Genomic DNA, 13,176 nt, shown 5'->3' with positions numbered 1-13,176 from the left:
CCTTATCTGTTTGTTGCACAGGCATATAACACCTTAAAGCCTTGTTGATCAGTTTTCGTGTCGCAATGCCCGAAATACTGCTCAATTAAAATCGGATAATTTAAAAAACGGTTTGCCACAATCCATAATTCACCATGCTCTTGAAGATGACGTTTTGCCTGTTGGCATAAATCTTCACTGACTGCATAGGAGGTGTGAATCCCTTGATGAAAAGGGGGATTGCTAATCAAGGCATCTAGCCCAGTCGGGGCATCTTGAATACCTGTGACGGCATGTAACTGGATCTGGCTGGTAGAAATGGCATTGTACTGACAAGTCAATTCTGTTGATTTCAATGCAAATGCATCGACATCGAGCGCATGAACGACATTGTCAGGGTTCAGCTTTGCCAAATAGCAGCTAATAATGCCTGCACCACAGCCAAAGTCGGCGAGTTTACCCGATTTGACTTGGGTGAGGTATGGTAAAAGCACCGCTGTGCCAACATCTAAATGGTCCTGACTAAACACACCCGGCAAAGCGCAGATTTTCAGTGTTTGATCTGCAACTTGAATCTCATAGGTTTTGAGCCAAGCTTCGAGCGGTTTTTCCTGCTCTTGTTGTTGTAAAATCAGTTGCCACAGCTGGCAGTGACGTGCACTGTCAAGCTTGAGGGTCTTACCATAGGCTTGTAACTGTTTGGCTGCACGTTCCACGCCACCTTTTTTCTCACCCACCAGAAAAATCGATTGCCCAAGCTGCATATGGCTGGCAACCTGATGGATGATATAATTGAGCAGCTCTTTCGATTTTGGAACAAAAATCACGACTTGATCGAAACTCTGCTCAGGAAATGTCACAGCAAAGTGGCTGTCCAAACCTAAAGCCAGATGCGCTTGATGATCAGCAAAATTCCATGTCCAGATACTCCCTTGTACTGTGTCGCGCAGTTCAATCAGGAGTTGATCATTGGGCGCATGAATAAATAAAATGCGACCTTTGAGTTGATCTTGCTGGCGCAAGACGACTTCACTTCGAGGATCCATGATGACACCCTACACAAAATAAAATGTCCAATCCGCATATGACTGGGATTGGACATTGTTTAAAAAAATTACTGTTCTGTTTGGTCAGGTAAAATCAAGTTGAGCAATAATGCTGCGATACCGCCAGTTGCTACGCCAGAACTGAAAATGTTGCGCATAAGTTCAGGCATATGCTTTAGAAAATCAGGAACTTGTGCAATACCAAGCCCAAGCGCTAAAGAAATAGCAATGATCAGTAACGCGCGGCGGTCAAGCTTAATACCTGCCAGAATATTGATGCCTGATGCGGCAACTGCACCAAACATCACCATGACAGCGCCACCTAGAACCGCCTCTGGCACGGCTTGTACCATGCCTGCAATTTTAGGAAATAAACCCAATAAGACCAACATGGCTGCAATCCAGATACCGACATAACGGCTTGCGACACCTGTCAATTGGATCACACCATTATTTTGTGCAAACACAGAGCTAGGGAATGTATTGAAAATCCCTGCGATCAATGAGTTAAAACCGTTGACCAATACGCCACCCTTGATGCGCTGCATCCAGGTTTCACCTGTTACAGGTTGTTTGGAAATCTTACTGGTTGCAGTAATGTCACCAATTGCTTCGAGTGAAGTCACCAAATAAATAAATGCAAACGGTAAAAACAGAGACCAGTTAAAACTGATGCCAAAATGCAATGGTGTTGGTAACTGGAAGGTTGGCGCTTGCTGGAACGCAGTAAAGTTTAGATGCCCCATAAAGCCTGCCAAGATATAACCGATCACCAACGCCAGTAAAATTGCTGAGCTTTTGATCCAGACCACAGGAATACGATTGAGGACAATAATAATCGCGAGCACTACGCTGGACATGATCAGGTTGTCGCTATTGGCAAATGTGCCGTTTGCCATGGCAGCATAACCACCGCCCATGCTGACTAAACCTTCTTTGATCAAGGTAAGTCCAATCAGTAAAACCACAATCCCAGTCACCAGAGGTGTAATTAGTTTTCTGACCCACGGCAAAATGCGCGATACGCCCATTTCAATGAATGCACCCGCGATCACTACACCAAAAATGGCGGCCATCACCTGTTGATACGGTGTACCATTGGCAATCATCATGCTGCCAATCGCCATAATTGGGCCAATAAAGTTAAAACTGGTGCCTTGTACAATCAGCAAGCCTGCGCCCAGAGGGCCAACTTTTTTAGATTGTAGAAAAGTCGCTATGCCTGAAATCACCAAAGACATCGATAAAATCATGGTAGTTTCGTGTGCAGGAACTTTAAGCGCCCCACAGATCAGTAAACCTGGCGTTAAAATCGGAACAAGAATTGCAAGCAGATGTTGCAAGGCTGCGAAGAACGCAATCCATGGTTTTGGCTTGTCATTAAGCCCTAAAAGCAGATCAGGTTGAGGATGGGAATGGGGAGATATATCTAAATCCGACATGGAATTGTAATAAATAATAAGCAAGATATCGCTATTCTAATCGAGTTACATCCCTTTACAAACTAAAAAGCGGCTTGTCTGACGAAAAAAGTGTTGTTGTCAGGCAACTGTCACTACTCAATGCTAGTGTTTTTTTGTATAATTTGCCCTCAAATTTAAAGCGTATCGAATTTACATGTCTGATATTAAAACTCTCCGTAATATTGCCATCATCGCGCACGTCGACCATGGTAAAACTACTCTCGTAGATAAACTTTTACAACAATCAGGTGCACTCGGTGACCGCGCGGGTGAGATTGAGCGTGTTATGGATTCGAATGCGCTTGAATCAGAGCGTGGTATTACTATCTTGGCAAAAAATACGTCGATCACTTGGTTGGACAAGCGTACTGATACGACTTACCGTATCAATATCGTAGACACCCCGGGACATGCTGACTTCGGTGGTGAAGTAGAACGTGTATTGTCAATGGTTGACTGCGTATTACTTCTTGTGGATGCACAAGAAGGTCCAATGCCACAAACTCGTTTCGTAACGCAAAAAGCGTTTGCACGTGGTTTGAAACCAATCGTGATCATTAACAAAGTTGACAAGCCAAGCGCGCGTTGTGACTGGGTTATTGATCAAGTTTTTGATTTGTTTGACAACTTGGGTGCAACTGACGAACAGTTAGACTTCCCGATCGTTTATGCTTCAGGCTTACGTGGTGTTGCAGGTCCAGCACCAGAAGAATTGGCTGAAGACATGACGCCGTTGTTTGAAACGATTGTTGACATCGTTGAACCACCAGCAGTTGATGTTGATGGTCCATTCCAAATGCAGATTTCATCACTTGACTATAACAGCTTCGTAGGTGTTATCGGTGTTGGTCGTATTCAACGTGGTTCAGTAAAAACCAATACCCCTGTGACTGTGATTGACAAAGAAGGCAACACACGTAACGGTCGTATTTTAAAAATCATGGGTTACCATGGTTTAGAGCGTGTTGATGTTGATTCAGCATCAGCGGGCGACATCGTATGTATTACAGGTATTGATGCACTTAACATTTCAGACACTATTTGTGATCCGAAAACTGTTGAAGCATTACCGCCATTGTCTGTAGATGAACCTACAGTATCGATGACATTCCAAGTAAACAATTCACCATTTGCTGGTAAAGAAGGTAAATTCGTAACTTCACGTAATATTCGTGAACGTCTTGACCGTGAATTGATTCATAACGTAGCACTTCGTGTAGAAGATACTGACAGTCCAGACCGTTTCAAAGTTTCTGGTCGTGGTGAACTTCACCTTTCAGTATTGATCGAAAACATGCGTCGTGAAGGCTTTGAAATGGGCGTATCGCGTCCACAAGTAATCATCAAAGAAGTTGATGGTGAAAAACAAGAGCCATATGAAAACGTAACATTTGACGTTGAAGAACAGCATCAAGGTGCTGTAATGGAACAAATGGGTCACCGTAAAGGCGAAATGACCAATATGGAAGTTGACGGTAAAGGCCGTATCCGTATTGAAGCAACTGTTCCTTCACGTGGCTTGATTGGTTTCCGTTCTGAATTCCTAACCATGACTTCTGGTACAGGGATCATGACATCAAGCTTCTCTCACTACGGTCCTGTTAAACAAGGTACTGTTGCGAAGCGTCAAAACGGTGTATTGATTTCTATGGTTCAAGGCACTTGCTTGGGCTATGCGCTATTTGGTTTACAAGACCGTGGTCGTTTATTTGCTAAACCACAGTTGGAAGTTTACGAAGGCATGATCGTAGGGATTAACTCTCGTTCAGACGATATGGTTGTAAACCCGACTAAAGCGAAACAATTAACCAACGTTCGTGCATCTGGTACAGATGATGCTTTAACTTTAGTACCTGCAATTGAATATACGCTTGAACAAGCGCTTGAATTCATTGAAGATGACGAATTAGTTGAAGTAACACCAAAATCAATTCGTATCCGTAAGCGTTATTTGACTGAAAACGAACGTAAGCGTAACCGCGATAAATAAGTTCTCTTAAGTCATAAAAAAAACCGCTAATTAAAATTAGCGGTTTTTTTTGTATAAGATTTTCTACAAAGGATTGGCAATTTTTTAAAACCAAGTAAATTAAATGGAAATACATATACATAATATATATCGCATCATCTAAGTCATATGAAAAGAACTGGAGATTTAAATGAGTATTTTAAAAGAATTTCGTGAATTCGCGGTAAAAGGCAATATGATTGACCTTGCTGTTGGTGTCATCATTGGTGGTGCGTTCGGTAAAATTGTCGATTCCTTAGTTAAAGATATTATTATGCCGATTATCACCCTGATTACAGGAGGTGGCGTCGACTTTACCCAAAAATTTATCATATTGGGCAAAAACCCCAACAATCTACAATCTCTGGCTGAGATGCAAAAGGCAGGAGTTAACGTACTGACTTATGGTAATTTCTTAACCATCCTGATTAACTTTATTATTCTGGCTTGGGTTGTGTTTATTATGGTGAAATTGATTAACAAAATGCGCCGTAAACAAGAAGCGGAAGCTGTGCCTGCACCAGTGGCAACACCTGAAGATATTCAATTACTTCGTGAAATTCGTGATGAGTTAAAAAAGAAAGCATAATCTTTTATAACTAAAAAAGCAGCGATAACCAAGCTGCTTTTTTTATGTATGATGACTCAGTTTTTTGTAAAATGAATCCACGAGAAGATCAATAATTCTGCTGCATCAGGATGGGGAAAATGAACCAACTATTTACTTATGGCACATTGCGTCCAGGGCAAGCCAATGCACATATTTTGGGAAATATGGGTGGAAAATGGCAAATAGGCTATGTACGTGGTGTTGTGCATACTCTGGATTGGGGACCTGATCAGGGTTTGCCTGCGTTAGTGCTTGATCCACAAGCAGAAAAAGTTGAGGGTTTACTTTTCTCTACAGACCAGTTGGCAGATAACTGGGGAATGCTGGATGACTTTGAAGGGTTTCAGTATCAGCGAGTCATGGTGGATGTTGAGCTTGAGTCTGGTGAGATGGTTCAGGCATGGACATACCAAATGCATCCTACAGCCAAATCTGCACACACTTAAATTAAAAAATGATGCTTAAATCTCGCTGTGTATTTAAGCATCATACTGATTTAAAAATTCATACGAAATTTGATTTCCAGTAAATGAAAACCAAACTGGCTTTTTATAGGGCCGTGCAATACTCGTTCAGCCGCAGTAAATACCAGTTTATCAATCACAGGCACCAGTTGCCCTTTTTTGACTTCACCCAGTTCACCGCCACGTTTTGCTGAATTACAAGTTGAGTATTCTTTGGCAATTTTAGAGAAGTCACCCCCTGACTGAATTTTTTTCTTGAGCTGTTCGGCAAACGTTTTATCCTTAACCAAGATATGACGTACGATTGCAGTTTGCATAGATTGAACCTCCTGACAGATTATGACTTTGCTGTTTTTTTAAGGGGTTGGCACTGTGGGCAAAACACACTGGCACGTTGTCCCAGTTTGATATTTTCTAGTGTAGTTTCACAGTTGACACACATTTCACCTGCACGCCCATAAGCCAATAAAGTTTGTTGAAAGTAACCATTTTCACCCATGGCATTGGTGTAGTCGCGTAAGGTGGAACCTCCCAAATCAATGGCAAAGTTTAAAATACGTTTGATTTCCACTACTAAGGCACTGATTTGCTGTTGGCTCAGGCTAGATGCAGGCTGCGCTGGGTGAATCCCCAGATTGAACAGGCTTTCAGTTGCATAGATATTGCCAACGCCCACCACAATATGATTATCCATTAGTGCAACTTTAATACCAACATGCTTGGATTTAAGTTTTTGAATCAAATAATCAGCATTGAAGGCATCAGTCAATGGTTCAGGGCCGAGTGGATCAAGCAGCTTATGCTGGGATTCTTCATTGAGCCACAAGATACAGCCAAAGCGACGTGGGTCGTGATAACGTAGTTGTTGTTCGCCAAAATCCAGAATGAAATGATCATGCTTGCGCAGTTCATCCTGAGCATCACAAATCCGGAAACTGCCTGACATACCCAAATGCCACAGCATGCTATCTTGTTCGAATTCGGCCAGAATATATTTGGAACGCCGTTGTAATCCCAATAGTTTTTGACCACGTAGTTTGTCAACATCTTGTGGAATCGCCCAGCGTAATTGTGGTTGGCGTACTTCTACACGTTGCACGGTTTGCAAAAGCAAAGGTGCTAAACTATTTTTGGTGGTTTCGACTTCGGGTAATTCAGGCATACGGCTACAATAACAACAAGAAAACGCATACTTTAGCATGCACGAAGAAACAGGTATATCCGCAACTTGTGTTCGGGCAGTGGCATTACTACAATACAAGGCAGATTTGCCACTCAAAATATAAACTTGTCAGATCACTGACTTTGGCTGTTCGCAAAGCATTTTGTTTTGCTTGAAATTTTGACTGCCGCCATGATGCTTTCCCCAAAGATTTAGGATGAAAATAATGCGTAATATGCATGCCAGTTTTGCTGTGAAAAGTGCCATGTTGTTGATGACAGTATGTGTATGCCGAAGTTTATATGCTGAAGATGAGGTGGCCATTCAAGAAGATTTGCCAATCATTAAAGTTGAAGCGACACATACTGATACCAGCTATGCGAAAACACCAGCTTCGGTTTTTCGGGTGAATGCGCCAAAGCAACAAGACAATATTGGGGTAAACCTCACGGAAGTGGTCAAGGGAATTCCCAGTTTACAACTGAATAACCGTGAGAATTACGCACAAGATTTGCAGCTTTCCATGCGAGGTTTTGGGGCACGTTCGACGTTTGGAGTGCGTGGTATTCGTTTATATGTCGATGGTATTCCTGCCACTATGCCTGATGGTCAGGGGCAAACCTCGAACATCGACCTGAAAAGTCTGGATCATCTGGAAGTGCTGACAGGACCATTTTCATCTCTGTATGGAAACTCTTCTGGCGGTGCGATTCTGGCAACCACCAAAGAAGGTCAGGGACGTGACTCCGTGACGATGGGCTATTCGGGGGGGAGTGATCAGCGCAGTAACAGCTCGATTGTGTTGCAAGGCGGTGCACATGCTGAAAATGAACCTGCTTATGTGATCAGTTCTTCGTATTTCGATACCGATGGTTACCGTGAGCATAGTGCGGCAGATAAAGTACTGAACAATGCCAAGTTGACTTGGAATTTGAGCGATGGTAGTAAAATCAACTGGGTGACCAACTACGTTAAAATCAATGCCGATGATCCAATGGGGCTGACACGTGCTTTATGGGAGCAAAACCCAAAACAGGCAGTGAGTAGCGCAGAAACTTACAACACCCGTAAGGAAATTGAGCAGACTCAAACTGGCGTAACGTGGACAAAGCCGCTAGATGATCACAATGAGCTGTATGCCATGACTTATGTTGGCAACCGTCATGTGATTCAGTATCAATCCATTCCTAAATCGACCCAAGTCAATATTAATAATGCCGGCGGTGTGATTGATTTTGACCGTAATTATTATGGGGCGGATTTCCGTTGGACAGGTAAGGAACTTCTGCCGAACACTAGCATCAGTGCAGGCGTAGCGCTTGATGCGATGGATGAAGACCGCAAAGGTTATAACAACTATGATGCAGCGGGTAATTACGGGGTGAAAGGTAATTTGCGCCGTAATGAAGACAATACCTTGTGGAATATCGACCCATATCTTCAAGCCTCGTGGCAGTTTTTACCGACTTGGCGCTTAGATACAGGCGTGCGTTATAGCAACGTACATTACAAGTCAGACGACCATTATTTAAGTAATGGCAATGACAGTGGTAAAACTGAATACTCGAAAACTTTACCTTCAGCAGCGCTGAGCTGGCAGATTGTCCCAGAATTACTGGCGTATGTGAGTTATGCCAAAGGCTTTGAAACTCCGACTTTTACCGAAATGGCATATCGTACCGATGGTGCAGCAGGTTTTAACTTTAATCTGAAACCATCGAGCAGCGATAACTATGAAATTGGCTTAAAGTCAAAAAATCCTTTGGGCTATTTCACACTTGCAGCCTTCCAAAGCAAGACTAAAAATGACATTGTATCTTATGCAACAGTCAATGGTCGGGCAACTTATCAGAATGTCGATAAAACCCAGCGCCAAGGTGTAGAGTTTTCTTGGAATAAAAATCTGTGGAAAGACCTGAAAGCGCAGGCAAGCTACAGTTATTTGGATGCCACCTTTGATTCGGATTTCAGCTCAGCATCAGGCACAGTCAAAAAAGGCACGTATATTCCTGGAATTGCAAAAAATCAGGCTTTTGCACGCTTGGCATGGCAGCCACAAACGGGCGCGTTTGCAGGCATTGAAGCGCATTATATGGATAAAATCTATGTCAATGACGCGAACTCCGATGCAGCGCCAAGTTATACCATTACTGCAATAGATGTCGGCTACAAATGGAAAATGCAGGATTGGGCAATCAATACCTATGCCCGAATCGATAATTTGTTTGACCGTAATTATGTTGGTTCAGTGATTGTGAATGATGGTAATGGGCGCTATTTTGAACCTGCACAAGGGCGTAATTGGAGTGCGGGTCTGAGTGTTACCAAACAATTTTAATGAAACAGGGGAACTGTCTTAGATGTCAAAATTATTCGAAAGCATTCAGTTTGCTGATCTGAGCTTAACCAACCGAGTGATCATTGCACCGATGTGTCAATATTCTGCGACTGAAGCAGGCGAAGTCAGCTATTGGCATGAACAGCAGTGGGCAAATTATGCCTTGTCTGGTGCTGGTTTGTGTATTGTTGAAGCGACAGCGGTACAAGCTGAAGGACGAATCAGTTATGCTGATTTAGGCTTGTGGAATGATCAGCAACGTGACCAGATCAAAGCGTTACTGGCTAAGGTCAAAAGCATTTCCCCGATGCCTTTTGCGGTGCAGTTAGCACATGCAGGGCGTAAGGCTTCTACAGATAAGCCGTGGCATGGTCGTGGACAATTTGCACCTGAGCATGTGCATGGCTGGCAAACAGTTGCGCCGAGTGCTGTGCCATTTGCTGAGCAGGATCTTGCACCGCATGCGTTAACGCTTGACGAAATCCAGACTGTAAAACAGGACTTTGCTGCCGCAGCACAGCGCGCTGTCGATGCAGGTTTTGAGTTGATTGAAGTGCATGCTGCACATGGTTATTTATTGCATCAATTTCTGTCGCCGTTGTCGAATCAGCGCCAAGACCAATATGGCGGCAGTCTGGAAAACCGCATGCGTCTAACATTGGAAGTTCTAGAAGCGATTTTACAGGTCGTGCCGCAAGGTTTCCCTGTCGGAGTGCGTATTTCGGCAACTGACTGGATGGAGTCACAAGCAGAAGCGAGCTGGACGCTTGAGTCGAGCGTTGAGTTGGCTCAGCAGCTTGAAAAAATGGGTGCAGCATATGTGCATGTTTCCAGTGCGGGCTTGCATGAAAAACAACAGATTGATATTGAACCTAACTATCAAGTGCCTTTTGCGACCGAAATCAAGCAGCATGTACAGATTCCTGTGATTGCAGTAGGTTTGATTACCGAGGTTCAGCAAGCAGAACTCATTGTGCGTCATCATCAAGCCGATGCAATTGCCTTGGCGCGTGCGATTTTATATGACCCACGTTGGGTTTGGCATGCCGCAGCTTCTTTGGGCGAATCTGTTCAGATTGCACCCCAGTATTTGCGCTGTCAGCCGCATGGTTTTAAAAATCTGTTCCATGCGTTTGCTGAAAGCAACGCGTAAAGCTCAGGTAGAACCGATTGGTTTTTGAAATCTTGTTGCCCATGTCTCTGCTCATGGGCACTGGCTATGCAAGTGTTAAGTTGGGTTTGTTGACTGCCGAGCAGATTAAGGGCTTAGGTGGCTATGTCATCAAGATTGCACTACCCGCGCTAATTTTACATTCCCTTGCTAGCAAAAATCTGCATGAAATCTGGTTGTTGCCCTATTTGCTGGCGTATGCAGGCGGGTCACTGATTTTATATGCACTGGCATACTGGATTTATAAACGACACTTTCACCATTCCCCGACCCAGACCGCAGTTCTGTCCATGGGCGCATCAATGTCCAATACTGGATTAATCGGGAGTGCAATTTTACCGTTAGTGTTACCCAATCATGCTGTGATTTATCTGTCATTGACTTTAATGATCGAAAGCCTGCTGATGATACCCATGGTGTTGTTACTGGCAGAAGCAGGTCTACAGGCGCAGCATCATCCTTCAAGAATGTTGTATCAGGCATTAAGAAATTTACTAAAAAATCCTTTGGTGATTTCGATTATTTTGGCAATGCTCGCAGTTATCTTCGAGTTAAGGCCACCTGAAATACTCGATAATGTGCTAAATGTTTTAGGAAAAACAGCACCTTCTTTGGCGCTTCTGGTGATTGGAGGCAGTTTGGTTGGCATGCAATTGCGAGCGCTCGATACGCAAACGATTATGTTAGTGTTGCTGAAAGTAGTGTTGATGCCGAGTGTCGTTTTCTGTCTATTTTTTCTTTTGCCTCATGCTTCTATAGAAATGCAACATGCCGCGACCTTGATTGCAGCTTTGCCGATGCCAATCGTATTTGGTATTTTAGGGCAAATTTATGGGTTGGAGCAGCGCGCTGTTGCTGCACTCATGCTCAGTACCCTTTTAGGTTTTATCGGGATTAGCTTGCTGATTGCCTGTTGGTGGTAGATGGGTTGACCCGTTAAATTGTCTGCGGTTACTATGCAGCAAGTGATTTTTCGTTCTATTTTTTCAGAAATTTCAATCATGATGATGTGCTTTGCGATCAAAAAGCCATTTTTAAGTATGTGAAAAGTCATTTGAAAATTCTCATGATCTAATCCAAGAGCGCCAGAGACGAATTAACCAAAAGGAAGTGTAATGGCTCGACCACGTTTTTTACCCGATAATTTTAGTCTGATGATCATTGGTATGGTGGTCTTAGCCAGCTTTGCACCGATTCATGGTCATGCTGCCAGTATCTTTGGGCAACTCACCAATTTTGCCATTGCATTATTATTCTTTTTGCATGGGGCAAAACTGTCTCGTCAGGCGGTGATGGATGGTTTGACGCATTGGCGCCTGCATTTGTGTATTTTTACTGCCACTTTTGTCATGTTCCCAATTTTAGGCTTGTTGCTGAAACCTGTGATTGAACCATTACTGGGGCATGAGCTGTATTTGGGTATTTTGTACTTGGCGTTGTTACCATCAACGGTACAGTCATCGATTGCCTTTACTTCAATTGCTAAGGGCAATGTACCTGCTGCATTGTGTAGTGCATCGGCATCCAATATTTTCGGGATGTTTATTACTCCGTTTTTAGTGAGTCTGTTCATTGGTCAGTCCTTGTCACATCATGACACAGGCTCATCCAATGCTGTGCTGAATATTGTGTCGCTGCTATTGGTTCCCTTTGTATTGGGGCAAATTTGCCGCTCAAAACTTTTCCCACTCATTAAGCAACATGGTTCGGTGGTCAAATGTGTTGATCAGGGCTCGATTTTGATGGTGGTCTATGCCGCATTTAGTGAAGCCGTGATTGAAGGGATTTGGCATCAGGTGTCAGCTCAAACGCTGGTGGGCTTGTTTGTGGTGTGTGGTGTGTTGCTGGCAATCGTAATGCTACTCATCCATTTTTCCAGCCGTGCTCTAGGCTTTAATCAAAAAGATCAGATTGCGATTTTATTTTGTGGTTCTAAAAAGACTTTAGCCAGTGGTGTGCCGATGGCGAAGATTATTTTTGCAGGGCAGCCGATTGGTTTAATACTGTTACCGCTGATGCTATTTCATCAGATTCAGTTAATTGTTTGCGGTATTATTGCCAGCCGTTTTGCGCAGCGCGATGAATCTTTGGATGACAAATAAAAAGTACCCCAGCCACGAGAGCTGAGGTTGTTTCAGTTACTGTACTGAATCTAGTAATTTATTAATATCATCGGCACTGCGTGCACCAGAAATACGCTGACCATCTTTTAGGAAGAAGGTTGGTGTACCATCAATACGGAGTTTTTTACCCAATTCTAGGTTTTTCTGTATCGGTGTTGCACAACTCACTTTATCGCCTGGTTGTTTGCGATCCAGAACGTAGCCTTCCCATGCTGCATATTTGTCTTTTGAGCACCAGATTTTCTGTGCCATAGCTTCTGCATTGGGGTGCAAGTTCGTCAATGGATACAAGAATAAATAAACCGTGACGTTATCGACTTGTTTGAGTTCTTCTTCTAGTGCATGGCAGTATGGACAATCAGGGTCGCTGAAAATATACAGTACGCGTTTACCGTTGCCTTTGACATGTTTAATTGCCTGATTGAGCGGTAAAGTTTTTACATCGATTTTGGTTAATTCTTGCTGGCGCTGTTCGGTCAGGCTGACTTGGTTTTTTAGATCAACCAAATTGCCGATAAAGAAATAACGTCCTTCATCATTGGTATAGACGATTTCACCATCCATATAGACTTCATAGATGTCTTTAATTGGTGTCGGTTGAATCGATTCTGGTATAACGTCTGGATAATTTTTTTGCAGGTTGGCTTTTAGTGTCGCAATATCTGCATGTGCCATACCGATTGTCATAAGACTAAGTCCGAGCGCGGCAAGGAGTTTTTTCATAAAGTGACTCTGATGGATGTTTTGAGGAATACGGGCGGAAGAAAACGAATGCAATTTACACAATTTTTGAGTGTTTGGCTTTGGGTAAA

At 43.3% G+C, this 13,176-nt stretch carries 12 protein-coding genes; 7 read left to right on the top strand and 5 right to left on the bottom strand.

All coding sequences use genetic code 11. The features are described from left to right. Nucleotides 1-2: 2 nt before the first annotated feature. Both ACX1N5_RS10105 and ACX1N5_RS10100 read right to left on the bottom strand, forming a co-directional pair. Nucleotides 3-1,025: a methyltransferase gene (locus ACX1N5_RS10105; protein WP_458801923.1), complete on the bottom strand. Its 1,023-nt coding sequence runs from the start codon at nucleotides 1,023-1,025 to the stop codon at nucleotides 3-5. Between the two features lie 68 nt (nucleotides 1,026-1,093). After that, nucleotides 1,094-2,467: a uracil-xanthine permease family protein gene (locus ACX1N5_RS10100; protein WP_116727547.1), complete on the bottom strand. Its 1,374-nt coding sequence runs from the start codon at nucleotides 2,465-2,467 to the stop codon at nucleotides 1,094-1,096. 175 nt (nucleotides 2,468-2,642) lie between these two features. On the opposite strand from ACX1N5_RS10100, the gene typA reads away from it, so the two are divergent. The 3 genes from typA (at nucleotide 2,643) to ACX1N5_RS10085 (ending at nucleotide 5,552) form a co-directional block, all read left to right on the top strand. After that, on the top strand, nucleotides 2,643-4,478 hold the full coding sequence (gene typA, locus ACX1N5_RS10095) for a translational GTPase TypA (RefSeq protein ID WP_004903512.1): 1,836 nt from the start codon (nucleotides 2,643-2,645) through the stop codon (nucleotides 4,476-4,478). Nucleotides 4,479-4,647: 169 nt separating this feature from the next. Further along, entirely contained in the window at nucleotides 4,648-5,085 is a 438-nt protein-coding gene (gene mscL / locus ACX1N5_RS10090) for a large conductance mechanosensitive channel protein MscL (protein ID WP_004753598.1), read from the top strand. 119 nt (nucleotides 5,086-5,204) lie between these two features. Then, nucleotides 5,205-5,552 (top strand): gamma-glutamylcyclotransferase family protein, encoded by a 348-nt coding sequence (locus ACX1N5_RS10085; protein ID WP_458801927.1) that lies wholly within the window; start codon nucleotides 5,205-5,207, stop codon nucleotides 5,550-5,552. A 50-nt stretch (nucleotides 5,553-5,602) separates the two neighbouring features. Here the strand turns inward: ACX1N5_RS10085 and ACX1N5_RS10080 are convergent, their stop codons facing one another. Together ACX1N5_RS10080 and mutM are read right to left on the bottom strand one after the other, a co-directional pair. Further along, nucleotides 5,603-5,887 (bottom strand): peptidylprolyl isomerase, encoded by a 285-nt coding sequence (locus tag ACX1N5_RS10080; protein WP_458801929.1) that lies wholly within the window; start codon nucleotides 5,885-5,887, stop codon nucleotides 5,603-5,605. Nucleotides 5,888-5,907: 20 nt separating this feature from the next. Continuing rightward, nucleotides 5,908-6,732: a bifunctional DNA-formamidopyrimidine glycosylase/DNA-(apurinic or apyrimidinic site) lyase gene (gene mutM / locus ACX1N5_RS10075; protein WP_458801931.1), complete on the bottom strand. Its 825-nt coding sequence runs from the start codon at nucleotides 6,730-6,732 to the stop codon at nucleotides 5,908-5,910. 265 nt (nucleotides 6,733-6,997) lie between these two features. Between mutM and ACX1N5_RS10070 the strand changes: the two genes are divergently transcribed. The 4 genes from ACX1N5_RS10070 (at nucleotide 6,998) to ACX1N5_RS10055 (ending at nucleotide 12,343) form a co-directional block, all read left to right on the top strand. Continuing rightward, complete coding sequence (locus tag ACX1N5_RS10070) at nucleotides 6,998-9,070, top strand: TonB-dependent receptor domain-containing protein (protein ID WP_458801988.1); 2,073 nt, start codon at nucleotides 6,998-7,000, stop codon at nucleotides 9,068-9,070. Nucleotides 9,071-9,092: 22 nt separating this feature from the next. Next, nucleotides 9,093-10,223 carry an NADH:flavin oxidoreductase/NADH oxidase gene (locus ACX1N5_RS10065; protein ID WP_131382312.1) on the top strand — a complete coding sequence of 377 codons (1,131 nt, stop codon included), beginning with the start codon at nucleotides 9,093-9,095 and terminating at the stop codon, nucleotides 10,221-10,223. Nucleotides 10,224-10,240: 17 nt separating this feature from the next. After that, entirely contained in the window at nucleotides 10,241-11,164 is a 924-nt protein-coding gene (locus ACX1N5_RS10060; RefSeq protein WP_458801933.1) for an AEC family transporter, read from the top strand. Nucleotides 11,165-11,356: 192 nt separating this feature from the next. Next, nucleotides 11,357-12,343 (top strand): bile acid:sodium symporter family protein, encoded by a 987-nt coding sequence (locus tag ACX1N5_RS10055; protein WP_458801935.1) that lies wholly within the window; start codon nucleotides 11,357-11,359, stop codon nucleotides 12,341-12,343. 36 nt (nucleotides 12,344-12,379) lie between these two features. On the opposite strand, the gene ACX1N5_RS10050 is transcribed toward ACX1N5_RS10055, so the two are convergent. Further along, nucleotides 12,380-13,087, bottom strand: a complete 708-nt coding sequence (locus ACX1N5_RS10050) for a DsbC family protein (RefSeq protein ID WP_458801937.1) — start codon at nucleotides 13,085-13,087, stop codon at nucleotides 12,380-12,382. Nucleotides 13,088-13,176: the final 89 nt, after the last annotated feature.

The organism is Acinetobacter sp. ANC 4636 (assembly GCF_054454555.1).
Note: the sequence above shows the minus strand (reverse complement) of the source record. Positions and strands in the feature narration are given on the sequence as shown.

Bases quoted from the DNA above. Each gene is read 5' to 3' on its own strand.
- ACX1N5_RS10100 (WP_116727547.1), bottom strand. From the start codon at position 2,467: ATGTCGGATTTAGATATATCTCCCCATTCCCATCCTCAACCTGATCTG.
- mscL (WP_004753598.1), top strand. From the start codon at position 4,648: ATGAGTATTTTAAAAGAATTTCGTGAATTCGCGGTAAAAGGCAATATG.
- ACX1N5_RS10105 (WP_458801923.1), bottom strand. From the start codon at position 1,025: ATGGATCCTCGAAGTGAAGTCGTCTTGCGCCAGCAAGATCAACTCAAA.
- ACX1N5_RS10070 (WP_458801988.1), top strand. From the start codon at position 6,998: ATGTTGTTGATGACAGTATGTGTATGCCGAAGTTTATATGCTGAAGAT.
- typA (WP_004903512.1), top strand. From the start codon at position 2,643: ATGTCTGATATTAAAACTCTCCGTAATATTGCCATCATCGCGCACGTC.
- ACX1N5_RS10055 (WP_458801935.1), top strand. From the start codon at position 11,357: ATGGCTCGACCACGTTTTTTACCCGATAATTTTAGTCTGATGATCATT.
- ACX1N5_RS10050 (WP_458801937.1), bottom strand. From the start codon at position 13,087: ATGAAAAAACTCCTTGCCGCGCTCGGACTTAGTCTTATGACAATCGGT.
- mutM (WP_458801931.1), bottom strand. From the start codon at position 6,732: ATGCCTGAATTACCCGAAGTCGAAACCACCAAAAATAGTTTAGCACCT.
- ACX1N5_RS10085 (WP_458801927.1), top strand. From the start codon at position 5,205: ATGAACCAACTATTTACTTATGGCACATTGCGTCCAGGGCAAGCCAAT.
- ACX1N5_RS10080 (WP_458801929.1), bottom strand. From the start codon at position 5,887: ATGCAAACTGCAATCGTACGTCATATCTTGGTTAAGGATAAAACGTTT.
- ACX1N5_RS10065 (WP_131382312.1), top strand. From the start codon at position 9,093: ATGTCAAAATTATTCGAAAGCATTCAGTTTGCTGATCTGAGCTTAACC.